The following is a 19,669-nucleotide window of genomic DNA, read 5'->3' as shown; positions in this document are numbered from 1 at the left end:
CGCGTGCTGACTTTGTTGCATCTGCTTTCCGCGGTGGCATTACTGGTATGGGGCACTCACATTGTCCGTACCGGGATTATGCGTGTATACGGTGCCCGTTTACGCCAGGTGCTGAGTAGCAGCGTAGAAAAAAAGCCCATGGCGTTTATGGCGGGTATCGGCGTTACCGCGCTGGTGCAAAGCAGCAACGCCACGGCAATGCTGGTGACCTCCTTTGTGTCTCAGGGGTTGGTGGCCCTAACCCCTGCCTTGGTGATTATCCTCGGGGCGGATGTGGGCACTGCCTTGATGGCCAGGGTGCTGACCTTTGATTTATCCTGGCTTTCCCCACTGCTGATTTTTATCGGCGTCTGCCTGTTTCTCGGCCGCAAGCAAGCGCGAATCGGCCAGATAGGCCGGGTGTTTATCGGCCTGGGCCTGATCCTGCTGGCCCTGGAGCTGATTGTAGCCGCCGCGGCCCCTATCACCCAGGCCAACGGCGTTAAAGTCCTGTTCTCCTCCCTGACCGGGGATGTGGTGCTGGATTCCCTCACCGGCGCCCTGTTCGCCATTATCAGTTACTCTAGCCTGGCGGCGGTATTGCTCACCGCCACGCTCACCGCCACCGATGTTATCTCTTTTAAAGTCGCCCTGTGCCTGGTGATTGGCGCCAATCTCGGCAGCGGCATCCTGGCGATGATTAACGCCAGCGGGCAAAATGCCGAAGGCAAGCGGGTGGCCCTCGGCAGCCTGTTGTTCAAATTGATCGGCTGCGTGGTGGTTTTACCGGTCATTTCATTGCTGGCCGATCTGCTGGACCGCCTGCCGGTGAGCGCCGCCGAGCTGGTGATTTATTTCCATGTTTTCTATAACCTGATCCGCTGCCTTGTCCTGGTGCCTTTTGCCGGCCCGATGGCCCGTCTCTGTACGCAATGGATAGGGGATACGCCGGCCAGCGAACTCGGGGTTCGGCCCCGCCATTTGGACGTGAGCGCGCTGGATACCCCGGCGCTGGCATTGGCCAACGCTTCCCGCGAAACCCTGCGCATGGGGGATGTGGTGGAGAGTATGCTGCTGCTGCATCATGAGGTGCTGCACGGCCAGCCGAACAAGGATCGTGAAGTACGCCGGCTGGATGATGATGTGGATGTGCTTTATACCGCCATCAAGCTTTATCTGGCGCAAATGCCGAAAGAGGATTTGGATGAGCCGGATTCCCGCCGCTGGGCGGAAATCATCGAGATGGCCCTGAACCTGGAACAGGCCGGGGACATCATCGAACGCATGACCGGCGATATTGCCGCCAAGTCCCTGGCAACCCGCCGGGCATTTTCCCCGGAAGGGCTACAGGAACTGGATACCCTCCATGAACAGCTGGTATCCAATCTGCGCCTGGGCCTGTCGGTGTTCCTGTCGGGGGATATCACCAGCGCGCGGCGTCTGCGGCGGGCAAAACACCGGTTTCGCATCACCGATCGCCGCTATGCCCACGCCCATGTGGACCGGCTGCATCAGCAAAACGTCCAGAGCCTGGAAACCAGTTCCCTTCATTTGGGGCTGCTGGGAGACATGAAGCGCGTCAACTCGCTGTTCTGCTCGGTGGCCTACAATGCGCTGGAGCTGGAAGAAGAGGACGCGGACGACCTGGACGATCGCCGCAAAACACCAAAAATTGTCTAAGCATTACCCGAACAGGTTATGATGCAGGGTTTTCACCACCTGTTCGGCGTCCTGTCCGGGTACCAGTAGGCACAGATTATGGCTGCTGGCGCCGTAGCAAATCAGCCGGATATTAAACGGGTCCAGTACGCCGAACACGTCTTTGCCCACCCCGCAGGCTTGGGAAAGCTTATTGCCGATCAGCGCGATCAGCGCCAGATTTTCTTCCACCTCCACCCGGCACAGGGACGAAAGCTCCGTAAGCAGCGAGGTGGTCAACAGGCTGGCGCTGGTGGAGGTAGAGCCGGTGGTATCCATGGTCAGCGCCACGCTCACCTCCGAGGTGGTAATCAAATCCACGGAGATGTAGTGGCGGGCCAGAATATTGAAAACTTCCGCCAAAAAGCCCCGGGCCTGCAGCATGTTGAGGCTGTGCAACGTCAACAGTGTTTGCCGGCGGCGCAGGGCGATGGCGCGGAACAGCGGAGGATTGGCGGTTTTGTTGCACACCAGCGTGCCGCCGATATGGGGGTCCTTACTGGAGCCGACAAACACCGGGATATCGCTGCGCACCGCCGGCAACAGCGTGGCGGGATGGAGGATTTTGGCGCCGAACGTGGCCATCTCCGCCGCTTCCTCAAAGCTGATTTCATCAATCCGCCGCGCTTCCGGCACCACGCGCGGATCGGTGGTGTAGATACCCGGCACGTCGGTCCAGATATCGATTCGCGATGCATGCAGCGCTTCGCCAAGCAGCGCGGCGGTGTAGTCGCTGCCGCCCCGCCCAAGCGTCGTGGTGCGTCCCTTGGCCTCGCTGCCGATAAAACCCTGGGTAACGGTAAGCGACAAGGAAAGCCGCGGCAACAGCAGATTCCGGGTCAGCTCCTTCAACGTGCCGATATCCGGTTCGGCATGGCCGAAACGATCGTTGGTGCGCATAATCTTGCGCACATCGAACCACTCCGCCGCCACCTGGCGCTGGCGCAGTATCTCCACAAACAGCAGGGTGGACATGAGCTCGCCGTGACTCACCAGCTCATCGGTCAGGGCGTGAGAGGTCGCCAGCCCCGCCGCTTCGGAAAGCATGGCGATATTATCGAGCATGCGATCGATTTCTTCGCGGATGACCTGTGATTCCGCCAGGCGATCGATAATGGCGTATTGAATTCGGCGAATTTCATCGAGATGGAAGGCGCGCCTTTCCGGCTCATTCCCTTCCGCCAGCGCCACCAGTAAATTGGTGACGCCCGCGGAGGCGGACAATACCACCAGACGAACCGAAGGATTGGACAGGACGATATCCGCGCTGCGATTCATGGCGTCGAAATCAGCGACGCTGGTACCGCCGAATTTTGCCACGATCAGGGGGTTTAATGCTGTTTCTGCCATGCTCTTGCTGCCTCGTATCAAGCTGTCATCCATATCCGTGATGACAACGTTTAAATAATGCCGGCACGTGTTAAGAGCGTAGAACAGGGAGCAGACGTAGATGAACTACGATACGCCCAGAAGCGCCCCACCGTGCCTATCGCCCAACGGCGAATATGCGGGTGACAACCCAGGGGATTCAGCCCATGCGGTCGGTAGCGGAAATTCCGTGCATTCACCGCCACCTCGGCGCCGCTCCCCCTCGGGTTCTTTCAACGGAAAACGGATCCTCCGGAACCTTGCCTGGGCGGCGCGCCTCTTCTGGTTCACGCATATACCCGTCATACGTCAAGTCGCAGGTGCGTGCCGCCTTCCTGCCACTCCAATTATTCAAGGTATTGGATGCGCAACTAGGCCACTACAAATAGCGGGTAATTTTGTTCCTGTCAACGAGCAGCGTAAGGGGATATTCAATTTGCCCGCAAGTCATGGCGATAGCGCAAATCCGTTCGACTCTGTTACTCTGAAATACAGGCGCCCGCCTCGCGAGGCCATGGCGCGATCGTTTTTGCCGGTGGTTGTAACTATCCAAATTAATTCGAGTTGCGGGAAGGCGGCACGCACCTGCAACGTGAAGCATGACGGGTATATCGCAATAAAAGGCATCGCAAGCCGAGTCCTTAGCGATACAATCACCGTTATCGGATCTTTTTAATTCTCAAGAAGAGCGTTGCTATGAAAAATATTAACCCTATCCACACGGCGGCCTGGAAAGCGCTGCAACAGCATTATGATCAGATGAAAAACGTGAAGATAAGCGATCTGTTTGCCCAGGACAGCGATCGTTTCAGCAAATTCTCCGCCACTTTTGACGACCAGATGCTGGTGGACTTCTCCAAGAACCGGATAACCGGCGAGACGTTGGCGAAATTACAGGACCTGGCTAAAGAGTGCGATCTCTCCGGAGCCATCAAGTCCATGTTCTCCGGCGAAAAAATCAACCGTACCGAAGATCGCGCGGTATTGCATGTGGCGCTGCGCAACCGCAGCAATACGCCGATTATTGTGGACGGTAAAGACGTCATGCCGGACGTCAATGCGGTACTGGCCAAAATGAAACAGTTTTGCGAACGGGTCATCAGCGGCGCATGGCTGGGCTATACCGGTAAACCTATTACCGACGTGGTGAATATCGGTATCGGCGGTTCGGATCTCGGGCCTTATATGGCCACCGAAGCGTTGCGGCCTTTTAAAAATCACCTGAGCATGCATTACGTCTCTAACGTTGACGGAACCCATATCGCCGAAACGGTCAAACATCTCGATCCCGCCACAACGCTGTTCCTGGTGGCCTCCAAAACCTTCACCACCCAGGAAACCATGACCAACGCCCACAGCGCCCGGGACTGGTTCCTGGCCGCCGCGGGGGATGGGAAACACGTCGCCAAGCATTTTGCCGCCCTCTCTACCAACGGCAAGGCGGTAAGCGAGTTCGGTATCGATACCGACAATATGTTCGAATTTTGGGATTGGGTGGGGGGACGTTACTCGTTATGGTCCGCCATCGGCCTTTCCATTGCCCTGTCCGTGGGGTTCGACAATTTTGAACAGCTGCTCAGCGGCGCCCACGCCATGGACCGTCATTTCGCACAAACGCCCGCTGAACAAAACCTGCCGGTGCTGCTGGCGCTTATCGGCCTGTGGTATAACAATTTCTACGGTACCGAAACCGAAGCCATCCTGCCTTACGATCAATATATGCACCGGTTTGCCGCCTATTTCCAACAGGGCAATATGGAATCCAACGGCAAATACGTCGATCGCAACGGGCAGCCGGTCACCTATCAAACCGGGCCGATTATCTGGGGTGAACCCGGCACCAACGGCCAGCACGCTTTTTATCAGCTGATTCATCAGGGCACCAAAATCGTACCTTGTGATTTTATTGCGCCGGCAATCAGCCATAATCCCCTAAGCGATCATCACGCTAAGCTGCTGTCGAATTTCTTTGCGCAAACGGAAGCCCTGGCATTCGGCAAATCACTCCAGGTGGTGGAAGATGAATTCGCCGCAGCGGGTAAAACGCCGGAACAGGTGACCCATGTGGCGCCGTTTAAGGTGTTTGAGGGCAATCGCCCCACCAATTCCATTTTGCTCAAAGAGATCACCCCCTACAGCCTGGGTGCTTTGATTGCATTGTATGAACACAAAATTTTCACCCAGGGCGTCATCATGAACATCTACACGTTCGACCAATGGGGCGTAGAACTGGGTAAACAGCTGGCGAGCCGGATCCTGCCGGAATTAGCCGCTGACGACCATGTCACCAGCCACGACAGCTCAACCAACGGATTGATAAATCGTTTCAAAGCCTGGCGCCGCTGATTACGCTACAGACCGAACGGGCAGCCAAGGAGTGGCTGCCGTTATGGCCCCGAGCGTTGCCGCTTATGGTATCCGATTGTTTATAATTAACTTTTTAATAGGGAGTAAGGTTAATCCTAAAAAAGCCGGTAAAAAGGCTTTTAACAATTTTTTATATGCGACTTAGCTGAAAAGAGCCATAAAATTTAAAAGCATGTTACTTCAAGCGGATAGGCTGTTATAATCTCGTCGCTATTTACCCTGGCAGCCGCTATAAAGCCGTGAGAATTTTCTGATTTATTATTGTCATGAAAGCTTCATAGCATTGAATAATCTGTCTATTCCTCGCCTATATTAGCGTTTAATCTTACAAATTTTCGATCAAATAGCGGAAGTCACTGGTTTAAGCCACCGGAGACTTTTGAATGCCATTTTTTAGCCCCTGATCCACAGGGATGAATGCAAGATATATTTTATTGCATTATATTGCTTTATGATGCTTATATAAGGCAAATCAACATTCCAGTGCTTTATAGTCATCATCCTCAAGAGTCTAAGGTAATAAATATGAAAAAACTGTTTAATGTTGTAATAGCTGCGATGCTGATGGCTAGTGGTTCCTACGCGATAGCGGCTGCACCTACCACCACCACTTCCAACGGCACCACGGGCAGTACGGCCGCCGCTTCAGGTTTGGGCGCGGGTGCCGCGACGGCAATCGGTGTCGGTGCGGTGGCATTGATAGCGGGTGCTGCGCTGATCAGTTCCCACAACGATGACAACGGTGATAACGGCGGTGGCGGTGGAACAACCGGAACCGGAACCACCACTTCAACCCGATAAATTATAATTACTCGATAACCACACATTTGTGTGGTTATTTTTTGGTCTCCTTCGTTTGGGATGAACGACGTGCGCTATTTCTTCTTATTGGTGGTGTGCTTTCTGGTGGCCGCGTGCAGTCCAGCGCAACAAGGTATAGGCGAGACGTTTAAAGTAGCTGTATTTGGTACGCCCGATGTGGAAAGGACCCCTGAACAGATTCGGGACCTTCCCTATGCCAGCATGTATGTCAAGGTCAATAAAGGCTCGCAGATATTTGTCGTTCTGGCGTATGCCGAGAATGGCTTCCTGAAGTGGGTTACCCGTGACAAGGCCATGCTTGTCACCCATAACGGACGGCTGGTAAAAACCCTGGATTTAACCGACAACCTTCTTGAGGTGACCAATCTGGCCTCGGATCCGCTGGCGCACGCCAACAGGATTACCGACGGCACCGAATGGACCCGCGTTCAGTCCTGGACCCAGAATAAGCAAACCTATTCCGCGTCGTTCACTTCCCGCTTCAGTATCGCCGGCAATGAAACCTTGACCGTACTGAACGTTCCCCATACCTATCGCATCCTTGATGAAGATGTCACCGTGGCGCAATTGAATACCCATTATCGCAACCGTTTCTGGATCGACACGAGCACCGGCGCCGTAGAAAAAACCCAACAATTTATCGGACCGGATTTCTTCCCGATTGAAACCACCACTTTAAATCCTTATAAGCCATGAAAAAACGACTCTTACTGCTAGTGAGTTTATGTGCTGGTTTTATTGCGTCCGCCTCTGCCGACAGCCGGGTGTCTATCTATCTACCGGGCCGGTCCCAGGCCGTTGTGGTCAATGGCGCGACCCACCTGGGACAAATCGCGCTTAATCCGGCGCTGGCCGGACATACCTGGTGGCCCGGCACCGTTATTGCGGAAAAATTGGCTACCGCCGCACAGCTTGATCAGCAGCGGCAACTGGTGGCAAGGCTGGGCGCGCTGAGCGCTGAACTGAGACAGGATAGCAACGACGGCCTGGCAAATTCCGTGGATCAGGTGCGCAGCCAGCTTGCCGGCTTGAAAGTCACCGGCCGCCAGTTCGTTTCCATGGATCCGGATTTCATCCGTCTGGAAGACGGGGCCGATCGTAAATTAAGCGGCGATTATACCGTGTATGCCCTGGCGCGGCCCACCAGCGTTCATGTGTTCGGCGCGGTAACGCCCGCCGGCTCGCAGCCTTATCAGGTGGGCAGCGATGTGTCCGATTATCTTGATAGCCATGATCGTTTAAGCGGCGCCGAAAAAAGCTATGCCTGGCTTATCCAGCCCGACGGAAAGTACCGCCAGGTCCCGGTAGCCTACTGGAATCGCCGCCATAACGAAGCGGCGCCGGGCAGCATTATTTTCGTCGGCTTTTCTTCCTGGTCATTACCCAGTGCTTATCAGGGCTTAAATGAACAAATTGTTTCCTTGTTGACTCACCGGATCCCTGACTGATGAAAAAAAAATATCTATTCAGCCTCATCGCTTTGTCAGTGGCCTCCGCTTGCCAGGCTGCCCCTTATACCGAGCCTTTGGGTCCGTCGCAGATGGATATGGGCGGCGTGGGCCTGCTGCAAACCCCTACCGCGCGCATGGCCCGGGACGGGGAATTCAGCCTTAACTACCGTGACAATAATCAGTATCGTTTCTGGTCGGCCAATATCCAGCTGTTCCCCTGGCTGGAATCCACCGTGCGCTACACCGACGTCCGTACCCGCCTGTACAGTAATGATCCGAATTTCAGCGGCGGTCAAACCTATAAAGACAAGGGCATCGATTTCAAGCTGCGCCTGTGGGAAGAGGGGTATTACCTGCCTGAAGTCTCTGTGGGCATCCGCGATTTCGGCGGTACCGGCCTGTTTGACAGCGAGTTCCTGGCCGCCAGCAAGGCCTGGGGACCTTTTGACTTCTCCGTCGGCCTTGGCTGGGGATACCTGGGTACCCGGGGCAACGTTAAAAACCCCTTCTGCGAGGCATCAGACAAGTTCTGCCACCGCGACAACAGCAATAATACAGCCGGTTCGTTTAATACCGGCGATTTTTTCCACGGCCCCTCGGCGATATTCGGCGGCGTCGAGTACCAGACGCCGTGGCAGCCCCTGCGCCTGAAGCTGGAGTATGAAGGCAACAATTACCAGGACGATTTTGCCGGCGATCTGAAACAGAATACGCCGGTGAATGTCGGCGCGATTTATCGGGTCGCCGACTGGGCGGATGTCAATCTCAGCTATGAACGCGGCAATACCCTGATGTTCGGTGTGACCCTGCGCACCAATTTCAACGACTTGACCCAGAAGCACCTGGACAGTGAAAAACCGGCCTACCAGCCCAATGAACAGTCCGATATGCTGCAGCATCAGGTGGCAGCGCAGCAGTTGGAGGATCTGAACAGCAATGCGGGTTACACCGCGCCGCATATCCAGGTCAAGGGCAATACCATGTACATGACCGGTCAACAGGATAAATATCGGGATGGTACGGAGGGCGTGGATCGCGCCAACCGCATCCTGGTGAATAACCTGCCGGCCAATATCAATACCCTTAAAGTGACTGAGACCCGGCTGCATATGCCGATGGTGACCACCGAGACCGACGTGAAGAGCTTGCAGAATACCTTGAGCGGTTATCCGCTGGGGCATGAGCAGCCGCTGATACAGCGCCGGACCGAACCGGATGTTCCGGAGCGTGCCGAACAAGGCTATTATATCGACCGCAGCCGCCTGGAGCTGGGCTGGTCGCCGGTGCTGAACCAGTCGGTGGGCGGCCCCGAGTCGTTCTACATGTATCAGCTGGGCGTGGAGGGTACGGCCAATTATTGGATGACCAATCATTGGGTTACCTCCGGCAGCGTGTTTGGTAATATTATCAATAATTACAATAAATTCAATTTTACCAATCCTCCCAGTGACTCCCATTTGCCGCGGGTTCGCACCCGCATTCGTGAATATGTCGGTAACGACGTTTATATCAGCAATCTGCAGACCGCCTACATCTCCGGTCTGGGCGACGGCTGGTATGGCCAGTTATACGGCGGCTATCTGGAAATGATGTACGGCGGCGTCGGCGGCGAAGTGCTGTACCGTCCGCTGGACGCCAACTGGGCGGTGGGCGTGGACGGTAACTACGTCAAGCAGCGCGACTGGAACGATATGATGCAGTTCGCCGACTACAGCGTCGCCACCGGTAACCTGACCGGCTACTGGCAGCCCAGCTTTATGAACGGGGTGCTGGTTAAAGCCAGCGTAGGGCGTTACCTGGCCAAGGACAAAGGCGTGACGTTCGATGTGTCGCGGCGCTTTGACAGCGGTATAACCGCCGGTGCTTTCGCCACGTTCACCAACGTTTCCAAAGAAGAATACGGCGAAGGCTCTTTCACCAAGGGATTCTATCTGTCGATACCGCTGGATCTGCTGACCGTAACACCGAACCGGACCCGTGCCCAGCTGAACTGGATACCGCTGACCCGCGACGGCGGACAGATGGTCGGACGCAAATTCTACCTGTACGGTTTAACCGACGAGCGTTCTCCCGCGCTGAACTGATGAGTTACCGACATCGGTTACTGTGCTGCCATGGCCTCCTCCCGGAGGCCATTTTATTGACTTGACGCCCGCCGCGGGCGATATTGGCGAGGGGAAACCCCCAGCAGATAATTCTCCCGCCGCAGGCGGGTCATTAAGCCGGCGTTCTGGGCTACAATAATGTCACCCGCTTATTTTCAAACGATGGGGAACGGTTGACGGATAATCTCTATATCTCATTGCTGGCGTCCATCCAATGGTTAACCCCACAGTCACCACAGCCTGATCCGACTAAAAGAGATTGGCTGCTGGAGTGCGATTCCATGACCCGGCGCCTGGAACGCCATTGCCGGCAGGTAAGCGTACAGCGGGCCAGGGAGGGATACGTCTTCGCCGGCGATGCGGGCGACGATATTGCCTTGCTGCCCGCCAGCGAGCGCTACTGGCTGCGTGAGGTGGTGCTGTACGGCGACGGCAATCCATGGCTGGCGGGCCGTATGGTTATTCCCGCCGCGGTGCTGGAAGGACCGGCGTGCGCGCTCAAAACCCTGGGGGATATGCCGCTTGGGCGATGGCTGTTCCGCGACGGGATGCCGACCCGTGACTACATCCAGTTGGGTCGGGCAGGGAATTTATGGGCGCGTCGCTCTTGCCTGCGTCCGCATGGAAAGCCCTTATTGCTAACCGAACTGTTTTTACCGGATGCCCCTCTGTATCGTTAACAGCGGCGGCGTTTTGATGAAGTGAAGGAGAGAAAAGTGGAACACAGCGCCACAATGGGCAAATGGCAGGCCTGGTGCCGGTTGATGCGCATTGATAAACCCATTGGTTCTCTGTTGTTGCTTTGGCCGACGTTATGGGCTCTGTGGCTGGCCGGACGGGGCACTCCCGATGTCGGCATTCTGCTGGTTTTTATCCTCGGGGTATTTTTAATGCGTGCCGCCGGGTGCGTGGTGAATGATTTCGCCGATCGCAAAATTGACGGCCATGTTAAGCGTACCGCGTCGCGCCCTCTGCCCAGCGGCCACATCAGCGAAAAAGAAGCAAAGGTCCTGTTCTTGTCACTGGTCACCGCGTCCTTCGGCCTGGTGCTGACATTAAATTCCATGACCATTGCCCTATCGGTGGCCGGATTGGTCCTGGCATGGGTTTACCCGTTTATGAAGCGGATAACCCATTTACCGCAGCTGGTATTGGGCGCGGCCTTCGGATGGTCAATTCCGATGGGGTATGCCGCGGTTAGTGAGTCCTTACCGATTTCATGCTGGCTGCTGTTCGCCGCGAACGTGCTATGGACCGTGGCCTATGACACCCAATATGCCATGGTGGACAGGGATGATGATATCCGCATCGGCGTTAAATCAACCGCTATTCTGTTCGGCCGCTATGACAGGCTTATCATCGGTATATTGCAAGCGGCTACCCTGCTGTTATTGGTTTTGCTGGGATGGCGGTCGGGATTGAACGGCATTTTCTTTATCGCATTGGCGCTGGCGGGGGCACTGTTCGTTTATCAGCAAAAGCTTATCGCCGGACGTGAACGGCCGGCGTGCTTCAAAGCCTTTTTGAATAATAACCTGGTGGGCATGGTGATCTTTCTCGGCATCGCGCTGAGCCTGCTTGTCGAGGCGATGAAATAATCATCCGCAGCCCACAACTCACGGAACTATGTCGACAGCCAGCATTGCAGCCGACAGACAACATCGCACAGCCCGGCCCTGACGGCTTTCCGCCAAGCCGCCAGGGATATACTGCTTATTCTACTCCGCCGGTGACGGCAGGGGTTGCAGTCCGGGGGCGGCAACCAGCAGGCTGGCGCTTTCTATGGTCAAATGCACTTCCGGCGTCATCAACTCGCTGAGTATCTCGCTCATTTCAAGCACCTTTCCGCTAATGGCATCGCCGCTGTCGCTGATGTAGTTCTCTTCGCGCAGCGTGGCCACCAGTGTGGAAAACACCGCCTTATCGAAAAACTCAGGCGCATTGATACCGTGCAAGACCGAGAGCCGCTGGGCCATGATCCGGCTCTCTTTCTCCAGCGTGCCTCGATTGATTTGAGGGTTGAACCGCAATAAGGAGAACGTAATGGCATAACGCTGCAGGGTTTCCCTTATTCCTGCGGCCAAGAGCTGCAGAGTTTGGGCGCGCACCGGGTTGAGCAGGAGTTGCCGCGCCTCCTCGATAATCAATCCCTGCCGGAGCAGCTCTTCAATCAGCGCATCGATAACAGGGCCGATCTCCGCCGTTTCATAGTGCATAAACAGTTCTGCTTTGAGCAGCGGGTAAAGCAGATAGCTATGGCGTAATAGCGTCTCTCGGTCTATACCGGGATGGCCGAGAATGATGCTGGCCACCAGCGACGGCAGGATAAATAAATGCTGGATGTTATTCCGGTAGTAGGTCATCAGCACCGCTTGTTCTCGCGTCAAATAGATGATGTCGCCGATGGTGTCCTGCTCAACGCTGAATTTATTCATCGCCAGAGCATGCTCCAGCAAGCCTTCCGCCGTGGTGTCCGGAATGGTCACATCCGCTGCGTAGGGAACGTTGCGCATCAGTTCCAGATAGCAGTTCAGTTGGTGCAGCAATTGTTCCCGGGTTAACGAACGCTGGCGTGAAGCCAGCAGTACCGTGGAACAAAGATTAATGGCATTCGCCGCGGCGGCGTTATTGATGCGCACCATGATTTTGCCGGCGATGTCATCCACCACCGGCGCCAGCCAGCCGGGACGCTGGGCTTCGATAGGATCGATGGAATCACGCCACTGCGGCACGTTCTGGCTCAGATAGGCGCTCAGTGACAAAGGCTCGCCGAAGTTGACATAACCTTGGCCCAGATTACGCAATTTACGCAACCCGCGCACCATCTGCAAAAATCCCTCTTTTTCCTTGGTGGCGCCGCGCAATTCCTTGGCGTAGGTGGCCACCTCCATGACATGTTCATAGCCGACATAAATCGGCACCAGGGTGATGGGCCGGTTACCTCCCCGCAGCATGGCCTGGATGGTCATGGTCAGCGTGCCGGTCTTGGGCTCCAGCAGGCGTCCGGTACGGGAACGCCCGCCCTCCATAAAATATTCCACCGAGTAGCCGCGGGTGAAAAGTTCCCCAAGGTATTCACGGAATATGGTGGAGTAGAGTTTATTGCCCTTGAACGTGCGGCGGATAAAAAATGCCCCCAGGCGCCGGAAAATCGGGCCCGCCGGCCAAAAGTTCAGGTTAATGCCGGCGGCGATATGCGGGGGCACCAATCCCTGGTGATAAAGCACATAGGACAGCAGCAGATAATCCATGTGGCTGCGGTGGCAGGGCACGTAGACGATTTCGTGGCCGTCTTCGGCCAGTTGCCGGACCCGATCGGCATTGCGTACGTGCAGACCTTGATACAGGCGATTCCAGGTCCAGCTCAATACCCGATCCGATAAACGTATGGCCTCATAAGAAAAGTCCGCCGCAATTTCCTCCATCAGCTGGATGGCGGTTTGCTGCGCCTTATCGGTGGAGATTTTTTTGCTGCGGGCTTCATCTTCAATGGCTTTTTCAATGGCCTTGGACGCCAGCAGCTTGTTAAAAAGATCCTGGCGTACCGGCAAACGCGGCCCAACCGCCACCAGGCGCTGGCGGGCAAAATGTATCCGGGCGACCCGGGCGAGCTTTTGCGCGATGGTCTTATCCGTGCCGTGTTCCGTTGCCATGTACCGCATCGACAGCGGATTGGAAAAGCGGACAAAACTGTCACGCCCCAGCCAGAGAATGGCGATGAATTTTTGAAAACCGTTCAGCAGCCGCAGCTGCGGAGCCGGTTGGTTGGGCTGTGCTTCACGGCCCGGGGCGCGTCCGAACATCACGGAAACCGGCACCATTTGTACATCGAGCTGGGGGTTGTTACGGTGTAAGTCCAGGTAATTGTGGAATAACTTGACGGATTCCGGCTTCTCGGTGAAGTAGGAGAAAACCCGCGGACCATCGTTAATAAAGACATAACGCGGCAGCGTTACCCCGTCAATTTCCAGGGGAATCAGCGGATCCGGCAGTTGGAGCTTTAAGCACTGCCCGCGCAGGGTAAGCAAATCCGCTTTGGAATTATAAGGTAACACGTACATCATGGCCCGCATGGGATCCAGACCGGTTTCTTCCCGTGGATTCGCGGGGATTACCTTACTTCTCACCAGCAATTTTATTGGCAAATCCAATAACGCATAATAAATGTTACGCCAACCTGACATATCTGTGTGAAGCCTCTTGTTAGCATTGCGGCACAAGAATACCAGAAACTGCGCAACAGATCTGTGGTGATGAGAACGCAAAGAACCGGTAATATGGGCGCAATTTTCCTCAAGCGCGCAAATGTATGGCAAACCAAATCAGTGGACTTAAACGTATCTATAACGCCATGGGATATTCATTAAAAGGATTATCAGCGGCCTGGCGTCATGAAGCGGCTTTTCGGCAGGAAGCGGTAATAGCCATCCTTGCCATCGTACTTGCATATTATCTCGAATCCGACGCTATTTCGCGTATTTTATTGATTGGCTCGGTGTGGCTGGTATTGGTGATGGAAACGATAAACAGCGCCATAGAAGCGGTGGTGGACCGCATCGGGCCAGAGCTGCACCCCCTCTCGGGACGGGCAAAGGATCTCGGGTCGGCTGCGGTTGCGCTGGCCATCATATTGGCGGCCTGGGTCTGGATAACCTTGCTGTGGCGACTATTTCGATGATGGCTTCTTTTAACCGTTGTTAAATTCAGCCGTTTTTATTACGTTTTGCCACACATGAGGTTTTCAATTGGGCTCGACCTGTATATACTCACATGAAGACTGTATAAACAAACAGGGGACGGAATGAAAGCGTTAACCGCCAGACAACAAGAGGTTTTTGACCTTATCCGCGATCATATATCGCAAACCGGCATGCCGCCGACACGCGCGGAGATCGCCCAACAGCTGGGGTTTCGCTCACCCAATGCCGCCGAGGAGCACCTTAAGGCGCTGGCGCGAAAAGGGGCGATTGAGATTGTCTCCGGCGCTTCCCGCGGGATCCGTTTACTGATTGAGGAAGAAAGCGGTTTGCCTCTGATTGGCCGCGTGGCGGCGGGCGAGCCATTGCTGGCGGAGCAGCATATCGAAAGCCATTACAAAGTCGATCCTGATTTGTTCAAACCCCATGCGGACTTTTTGCTGCGCGTCAGCGGCATGTCAATGAAAGACATCGGCATCATGGATGGTGATTTGCTGGCGGTGCACAAAACGCAGGATGCCCGTAATGGCCAGGTGATTGTCGCGCGGATTAACGATGAAGTGACGGTAAAACGCCTGAGAAGACAAGGCAATATCGTTGAGCTGTTACCTGAAAACAGTGATTTCTCCCCCATCGTGGTGGATTTACGCCAGCAGGAGCTTACTATCGAAGGATTGGCGGTAGGTGTCATTCGCAACGGCAATTGGATCTGAGCCTTTGTCTGGACCCGCTTTGATCTGTTGGTGACTCTAGGTAGCGTATTCTCCCCCGGTTTGGTTTTCGGCGTCCTTTATCAGCTTCGGCGGCCGCAGATTTATTGGGGGAGCTGTGGCGCGTCGTTTTGTTCCGTTCAATAACCTTTTTGCATCTTTTCTTGCCTCGCTTTTTTCAATACTTGCCGTCATTAATCGCTGTTCCCGCCAGCTATCCGCGTCAAAGCACAAGTGAAGTTTATACATATTTTGTTACATTTATCGTCAATCTAATTTCCTCCGCTACCTGCTGTTTTATATCGCCTTATGGTAAAAAACGCGGGAATTACCGTCCATATGACGTCAAATCCTCTGCCAAATAAACCTTTCGCCAAACGCACTGCTATACTTAATCTCATAGGGTTAGCTTATAGATTAACGATGTCAGACGTTTTCTTTAACGAATCCGATTATTCATTAACCGCTGCAAAAGGTTAATGATTAAAATTCCTCACCAAACGATAGCGAAGGAGTTTTACAATGAATACTGACCAAGCAAGCGGCAACTGGAAGCAATTCAAGGGTAAAATGAAAGAACAATGGGGCAAACTCACCGATGATGATTTGACCGTTGTTGAAGGGAAGCGTGACCAGTTAATCGGTAAAATTCAAGAGCGTTATGGTTACGGCAAAGAAGCAGCAGAAAAGGAAGTTTCGAACTGGGAAACCCAGAATAAATATCGCTGGTAGCGATGTAACGTGGTAGCCCGCTATTACGTTGGTTACCCGGAATAATCAGATTAATGTTCCTACCCAAAGGTACAAGGATGTACCACCTGCCTAATCACATCCTTAAACTAATCTACTAAAAATTTTAATGCCTTCCTATTTAACTATTACCTCTTTTTGATCCCAATGCTATGGTCGTGTCCGCAATTATGCAGCCGATCGCAGGATTGCACTTCGGAACACTTGAGGCAAAAACCATGGGCTTCCACCACGTTATGCCGCATGGCAAAACCCGCTGACCGGGCCATGCGTTGTAGAATCTCCTCAATCCCCTCGGTGGATTGCTCCGTGACCTGGCCGCAGCGATCGCAGATAAAAAAAGCCGAGGTATGGCTAGGCTCTTCAAAATGATGGCACAAGACAAAGCTGTTGGTTGACTCGACGCGATGTATAAATCCCTGCTCCATGAGAAAATCCAGTGCGCGATATATAGTCGGCGGTTTAGCCTGGGGTTCTGAGGCCCGTAACAGATCAAGCAGATCGTAGGCGCTAATTGCCCCCTCCTGCTGCGTCATCAGGCGCAATACTTCGAGCCGCTGCGGCGTCAGGCGTACATTCCGTTGTTCACACAATTGTTCAGCTTGACTGAGCAATTGCGAACTAGTCATGCTTTTCATAGGGAACCCCCGTAGCTTATCTATCCATCATCTTATCATGATGACGATAAAATACCGAATCTAGGGATGTAAGCCGAGCGAGGCTATAGCATTCCCGGCTAACGGTCAGCAAAACAGGGCAGAGAAGAGCTTTTATGCTGTCAGGCGTGGCGACATATTTATTTCCCGGGGAGGGTGGCTGTTGATGCCTTCCGTAACGCTATTGGCGATGGTAATCAGGTGATAGATAACCTGTTTGTTGCTTGCCCTGGTTTTTCTCTTGATATTTATCTTATGGGAGGAAAGGGTTTTTTCTTTGATATGCAAATGTGAACAGATATGTAACGTATCGTAGCCGGACATCCACATTGTGAGGACTTCAGCTTCCGTTTTACTAAAGCGCAGTGGGGAAAATCCAAGTTTGTTATTATCATCCAGCCATGTTCTGACATCGAGATAATAACGGATAATCATATTGATAGTGCTGATTTTGATAAATTTTGAAGTGATAATGACATTCTTTTTGATTGGGATAAAATCATAGAATTTTATGCTTTCATTACCGATAAAGATAAAAAAGAGCGTCGCCGGATGCTGTTCTATGACGGTCTTGAGCTCCTCATTATTGTGCTGATATTGAAAATAATTCTGATTGATAAAAATAATGGAAGGAGATGCTGTTTCGCATTTTTTTCTCAATGTTGACAAACTGTCCAGTGTTCGAATACTTCCTTTAACACCATTTGCGCCAAGAGAGCTTTTCAGCGCATATCTGGTGTATGTGCATGGATCAAGAATAAACACTGTCATAATAATCGCGATATCTACAGTTATGGTTATTGATAGGGGAAGGATGCGTTAGTTCGTTCTATAAATTCCCTTTGAAGACGAAAACAGTGCCTTCGGTATTTGTTTACCGGCTGCTTGTTCGGTTGAATATGATTTTTCTCTTTCTGTTTTCCCTGAAATGCAGAGCCAGGCTGATTATGGTAATCAGCAGCATAAAAGCGATAAGCACGCTGTAAATAATCATACTTCAACCTTTCACTCAGTAATGAAGACGGCGACGCCTTAAATCCATGTGATAGAGGATTATGACCAGTTTGTAAATCGCCATCGAAGCCATTGGGACGTAATATAAGTTATTTGGTACAAAATGAGTTTTTTTTCAAAAAAAAGCTATTGAATGTTAATACTTCGCTGCCAAACCGCGGTTTGCGCACGGCGCACCTCCGGTCGTTTAAAACGCTTGGCAGGGTATTGCCGCCGCTGGATTTCATGCCAAAGGCCGGCGGCAAACGGCAGGGATCTTATTTGCCGGAAGAGGAGTGATGCCACGCCATGGAGAAGGCGCTGTGGGAATAGTGGAATAGGATGAGATATACGCCGGTAATTGCTTTTTTTAATCAGTTAAAAATCAACATTGCTACTCGACAGCGTGATGCTTATGATTATTGACGGGCAAATAAATTTATCAATAACGGATGCCTTTTTGATTAAAAATTATTATAGGGCATAGAAGAGATGCGATATATTTTTGTATCTGTCTTTTAGGTATCCATCGCCGATATGCCCTTTTTTTTGCTCAACTCAATATCCGCCTTCTTTAAGCGTCATTAAGAGCAAGGAGAAAGCCCGTTGGAGAAATATCAGGCTTTCTCCAGGGCGTTGTTGCAAAAATATCAGACTCTCCCCCGTTCGAGGGATCTTATATCGGTTTGAGTAAATATCTGTTGAAACAGGGCGAGCATCCCCTCGCACAGGCTGTCATTCCAGCCGCCGTGCCGGACGTTATCCCGGAATTTTTCCGCCAGCTCTTCCGGCGACAGCGGCTGCTGTGCGCCGCCGCGCATCCAGGGCTGAACGTGCTCATAAACGGTGCCGTCGCTCATCGTTGCCCGCAGATGGCCGGTGAACTGGGCCGGGTAGGGGTTTTGCGGGTCGATTTCATAGCGGATTTTTTGTGCCAGCGCCAGCACCGCCGGGTCGTTAATCCGTGACGGCGTGAATTGTCCCAGTCCGGCCCGGCCGTCAAAAAAGCCCACCGCCATGCAAAACGGCGTGCTGAATTTTGCCGCGTAGGCGGTGGGAGGGCGATGCTTGACCGCCAAATCCTCCCACAGCCGATGTACTGTACCCTCCCCGACCCGGCAAACGATGTCGCGAATATCGCCGGGATTGATGTTCCGGCGCGCCAGGGCGATGGCGCAATCGATATAGGGCTGGGTCATGGTGCCACATGCATAAGGCTTGAAAGCGATGGACTGCATTAGCCAGCGCTGATTAAGGTCAGATAAGAGCGGGGTGAAATCAGGGGTTACCGAAGGCGCGAAGGCCTGGAAAAAACCATGGCGCCCCTCGAGCACGGTTCGCGGTCCGTCTAATCCGCCCCGGGCCATTAAGGCGGCGCGGATGCCCGATTGCGCGGCCCAGCCGGCATGCATGCGTTTGGTGGAGGTGCCTTCGGCCAGGTATTCAATAATCCCTGACGCCATGCTGCCGGCAATCCCCAAGGCCGACGTCGTTTGCCCGTGGTCTAGCCGCAGCGCCGCCGCAACGGCTCCCGCCGCGGCAATAGCGCCGATGGCCGCGGTGGGATGAAATCCCGCCCGATGGATGGCTTTCGGCGCCACCAGGCTCAAACGGCACATTAATTCAGCCCCCACGGCAATGCCCCGTAGCAGCGCTTCTCCGGCTAGCCCTTCGCGCTCGCAAATCGCCATGACCGCCGGCACCACCACCGCGCCGGAGTGAACCGGGCCGCCCTCGAATGTGTCGTCGTAATCTTCACCATGGGCCGCGGTACCGTTCACCAGGGCGGCGTCATAGGCCGTCAGCCCCCCGGGATGCCCCAGCGCCGTACATAAACCGTTACCGTCAGCCGTTGCCAGGGCGGACTCTACGTAATACTCGTGTCGCGCGGCAATGCACAGACCCATCACATCCATCAGCAGCAAGCGCGCGGTGCCGATGGTTTTTTGCGGAAAGTCGCCGGCATCCTGCGCCAGGATCCAATGGGCAAGCTGCTCGGCAATACTATTCTTATCCAGTTGGCGATCGTTCATAATGTGTTTTTCTCCCGGAGCAGGGTGGCGGCAAGATATC

16 protein-coding genes and 1 riboswitch are annotated in these 19,669 nt (G+C 53.8%); of the genes, 11 read left to right on the top strand and 5 right to left on the bottom strand.

From position 1 onward, the window contains the following. Positions 1-3 precede the first annotated feature (3 nt). A complete protein-coding gene (locus ACL2XO_RS26645; RefSeq protein WP_132924517.1) occupies positions 4-1,659 on the top strand; it encodes a Na/Pi cotransporter family protein in 1,656 nt (551 codons plus the stop codon). A gap of 3 nt (positions 1,660-1,662) precedes the next feature. On the opposite strand, the gene lysC is transcribed toward ACL2XO_RS26645, so the two are convergent. Then, the gene (gene lysC, locus ACL2XO_RS26640) at positions 1,663-3,027 is read right to left on the bottom strand and encodes a lysine-sensitive aspartokinase 3 (protein WP_413741921.1); all 1,365 of its coding nucleotides are present in this window, start codon (positions 3,025-3,027) and stop codon (positions 1,663-1,665) included. 112 nt (positions 3,028-3,139) lie between these two features. Then, a riboswitch (Lysine riboswitch) is annotated at positions 3,140-3,335 on the bottom strand. 406 nt (positions 3,336-3,741) lie between these two features. On the opposite strand from lysC, the gene pgi reads away from it, so the two are divergent. The 7 genes from pgi to ubiA all read left to right on the top strand — a co-directional run bounded on the left by pgi (position 3,742) and on the right by ubiA (position 11,388). After that, positions 3,742-5,391, top strand: coding sequence for a glucose-6-phosphate isomerase (gene pgi / locus ACL2XO_RS26635; protein ID WP_413726006.1), 1,650 nt, complete (start codon positions 3,742-3,744; stop codon positions 5,389-5,391). A 438-nt stretch (positions 5,392-5,829) separates the two neighbouring features. After that, on the top strand, positions 5,830-6,213 hold the full coding sequence (locus ACL2XO_RS26630; RefSeq protein ID WP_203523737.1) for a hypothetical protein: 384 nt from the start codon (positions 5,830-5,832) through the stop codon (positions 6,211-6,213). Between the two features lie 69 nt (positions 6,214-6,282). Further along, entirely contained in the window at positions 6,283-6,930 is a 648-nt protein-coding gene (locus ACL2XO_RS26625) for a YjbF family lipoprotein (RefSeq protein ID WP_413726005.1), read from the top strand. 68 nt (positions 6,931-6,998) lie between these two features. Then, positions 6,999-7,682, top strand: a complete 684-nt coding sequence (locus tag ACL2XO_RS26620) for a capsule biosynthesis GfcC family protein (RefSeq protein ID WP_338091449.1) — start codon at positions 6,999-7,001, stop codon at positions 7,680-7,682. Further along, on the top strand, positions 7,682-9,769 hold the full coding sequence (locus ACL2XO_RS26615; protein WP_413741920.1) for a YjbH domain-containing protein: 2,088 nt from the start codon (positions 7,682-7,684) through the stop codon (positions 9,767-9,769). The genes ACL2XO_RS26620 and ACL2XO_RS26615 overlap by 1 nt, the downstream gene beginning before the upstream one ends. Positions 9,770-9,963: 194 nt before the next feature. Beyond that, positions 9,964-10,470 (top strand): chorismate lyase, encoded by a 507-nt coding sequence (gene ubiC / locus ACL2XO_RS26610; RefSeq protein ID WP_413741919.1) that lies wholly within the window; start codon positions 9,964-9,966, stop codon positions 10,468-10,470. A 54-nt stretch (positions 10,471-10,524) separates the two neighbouring features. Continuing rightward, a complete protein-coding gene (ubiA, locus tag ACL2XO_RS26605; protein WP_213085631.1) occupies positions 10,525-11,388 on the top strand; it encodes a 4-hydroxybenzoate octaprenyltransferase in 864 nt (287 codons plus the stop codon). A gap of 120 nt (positions 11,389-11,508) precedes the next feature. Here ubiA and plsB read toward each other — a convergent pair whose 3' ends face one another. Further along, positions 11,509-13,974: a glycerol-3-phosphate 1-O-acyltransferase PlsB gene (gene plsB, locus ACL2XO_RS26600; protein WP_132924535.1), complete on the bottom strand. Its 2,466-nt coding sequence runs from the start codon at positions 13,972-13,974 to the stop codon at positions 11,509-11,511. Positions 13,975-14,099: 125 nt separating this feature from the next. Here plsB and ACL2XO_RS26595 point away from each other — a divergent pair, with 125 nt between their 5' ends. From ACL2XO_RS26595 to ACL2XO_RS26585, 3 genes are all read left to right on the top strand, one after another. Continuing rightward, positions 14,100-14,468: a diacylglycerol kinase gene (locus ACL2XO_RS26595; protein ID WP_132924537.1), complete on the top strand. Its 369-nt coding sequence runs from the start codon at positions 14,100-14,102 to the stop codon at positions 14,466-14,468. A 123-nt stretch (positions 14,469-14,591) separates the two neighbouring features. Next, positions 14,592-15,200, top strand: coding sequence for a transcriptional repressor LexA (gene lexA / locus ACL2XO_RS26590; protein ID WP_132924539.1), 609 nt, complete (start codon positions 14,592-14,594; stop codon positions 15,198-15,200). Positions 15,201-15,719: 519 nt separating this feature from the next. After that, complete coding sequence (locus tag ACL2XO_RS26585; RefSeq protein ID WP_132924541.1) at positions 15,720-15,929, top strand: CsbD family protein; 210 nt, start codon at positions 15,720-15,722, stop codon at positions 15,927-15,929. A 146-nt stretch (positions 15,930-16,075) separates the two neighbouring features. Here ACL2XO_RS26585 and zur read toward each other — a convergent pair whose 3' ends face one another. From zur to ACL2XO_RS26570, 3 genes are all read right to left on the bottom strand, one after another. Further along, the gene (gene zur, locus ACL2XO_RS26580) at positions 16,076-16,585 is read right to left on the bottom strand and encodes a zinc uptake transcriptional repressor Zur (RefSeq protein ID WP_132924543.1); all 510 of its coding nucleotides are present in this window, start codon (positions 16,583-16,585) and stop codon (positions 16,076-16,078) included. A 132-nt stretch (positions 16,586-16,717) separates the two neighbouring features. Next, the gene (rcsA, locus tag ACL2XO_RS26575) at positions 16,718-17,374 is read right to left on the bottom strand and encodes a transcriptional regulator RcsA (RefSeq protein ID WP_132924545.1); all 657 of its coding nucleotides are present in this window, start codon (positions 17,372-17,374) and stop codon (positions 16,718-16,720) included. A gap of 872 nt (positions 17,375-18,246) precedes the next feature. Continuing rightward, the gene (locus tag ACL2XO_RS26570) at positions 18,247-19,629 is read right to left on the bottom strand and encodes an MmgE/PrpD family protein (RefSeq protein ID WP_413741918.1); all 1,383 of its coding nucleotides are present in this window, start codon (positions 19,627-19,629) and stop codon (positions 18,247-18,249) included. Positions 19,630-19,669: the final 40 nt, after the last annotated feature.

It is taken from the genome of Sodalis sp. RH15, from assembly GCF_047324255.1.
Classification (GTDB): Bacteria; Pseudomonadota; Gammaproteobacteria; order Enterobacterales; family Enterobacteriaceae; genus Acerihabitans; species Acerihabitans ligni.
This window is presented reverse-complemented; position numbering and strand designations above follow the sequence as displayed.

Excerpts from the sequence above, each read along its gene's own strand:
- ACL2XO_RS26570 (WP_413741918.1), bottom strand. The coding sequence starts at position 19,629 with ATGAACGATCGCCAACTGGATAAGAATAGTATTGCCGAGCAGCTTGCC.
- ACL2XO_RS26630 (WP_203523737.1), top strand. The coding sequence starts at position 5,830 with ATGCAAGATATATTTTATTGCATTATATTGCTTTATGATGCTTATATA.
- ACL2XO_RS26595 (WP_132924537.1), top strand. The coding sequence starts at position 14,100 with ATGGCAAACCAAATCAGTGGACTTAAACGTATCTATAACGCCATGGGA.
- lysC (WP_413741921.1), bottom strand. The coding sequence starts at position 3,027 with ATGGCAGAAACAGCATTAAACCCCCTGATCGTGGCAAAATTCGGCGGT.
- lexA (WP_132924539.1), top strand. The coding sequence starts at position 14,592 with ATGAAAGCGTTAACCGCCAGACAACAAGAGGTTTTTGACCTTATCCGC.
- ACL2XO_RS26615 (WP_413741920.1), top strand. The coding sequence starts at position 7,682 with ATGAAAAAAAAATATCTATTCAGCCTCATCGCTTTGTCAGTGGCCTCC.
- zur (WP_132924543.1), bottom strand. The coding sequence starts at position 16,585 with ATGAAAAGCATGACTAGTTCGCAATTGCTCAGTCAAGCTGAACAATTG.
- ubiA (WP_213085631.1), top strand. The coding sequence starts at position 10,525 with ATGGGCAAATGGCAGGCCTGGTGCCGGTTGATGCGCATTGATAAACCC.
- rcsA (WP_132924545.1), bottom strand. The coding sequence starts at position 17,374 with ATGACAGTGTTTATTCTTGATCCATGCACATACACCAGATATGCGCTG.
- pgi (WP_413726006.1), top strand. The coding sequence starts at position 3,742 with ATGAAAAATATTAACCCTATCCACACGGCGGCCTGGAAAGCGCTGCAA.
- plsB (WP_132924535.1), bottom strand. The coding sequence starts at position 13,974 with ATGTCAGGTTGGCGTAACATTTATTATGCGTTATTGGATTTGCCAATA.
- ACL2XO_RS26585 (WP_132924541.1), top strand. The coding sequence starts at position 15,720 with ATGAATACTGACCAAGCAAGCGGCAACTGGAAGCAATTCAAGGGTAAA.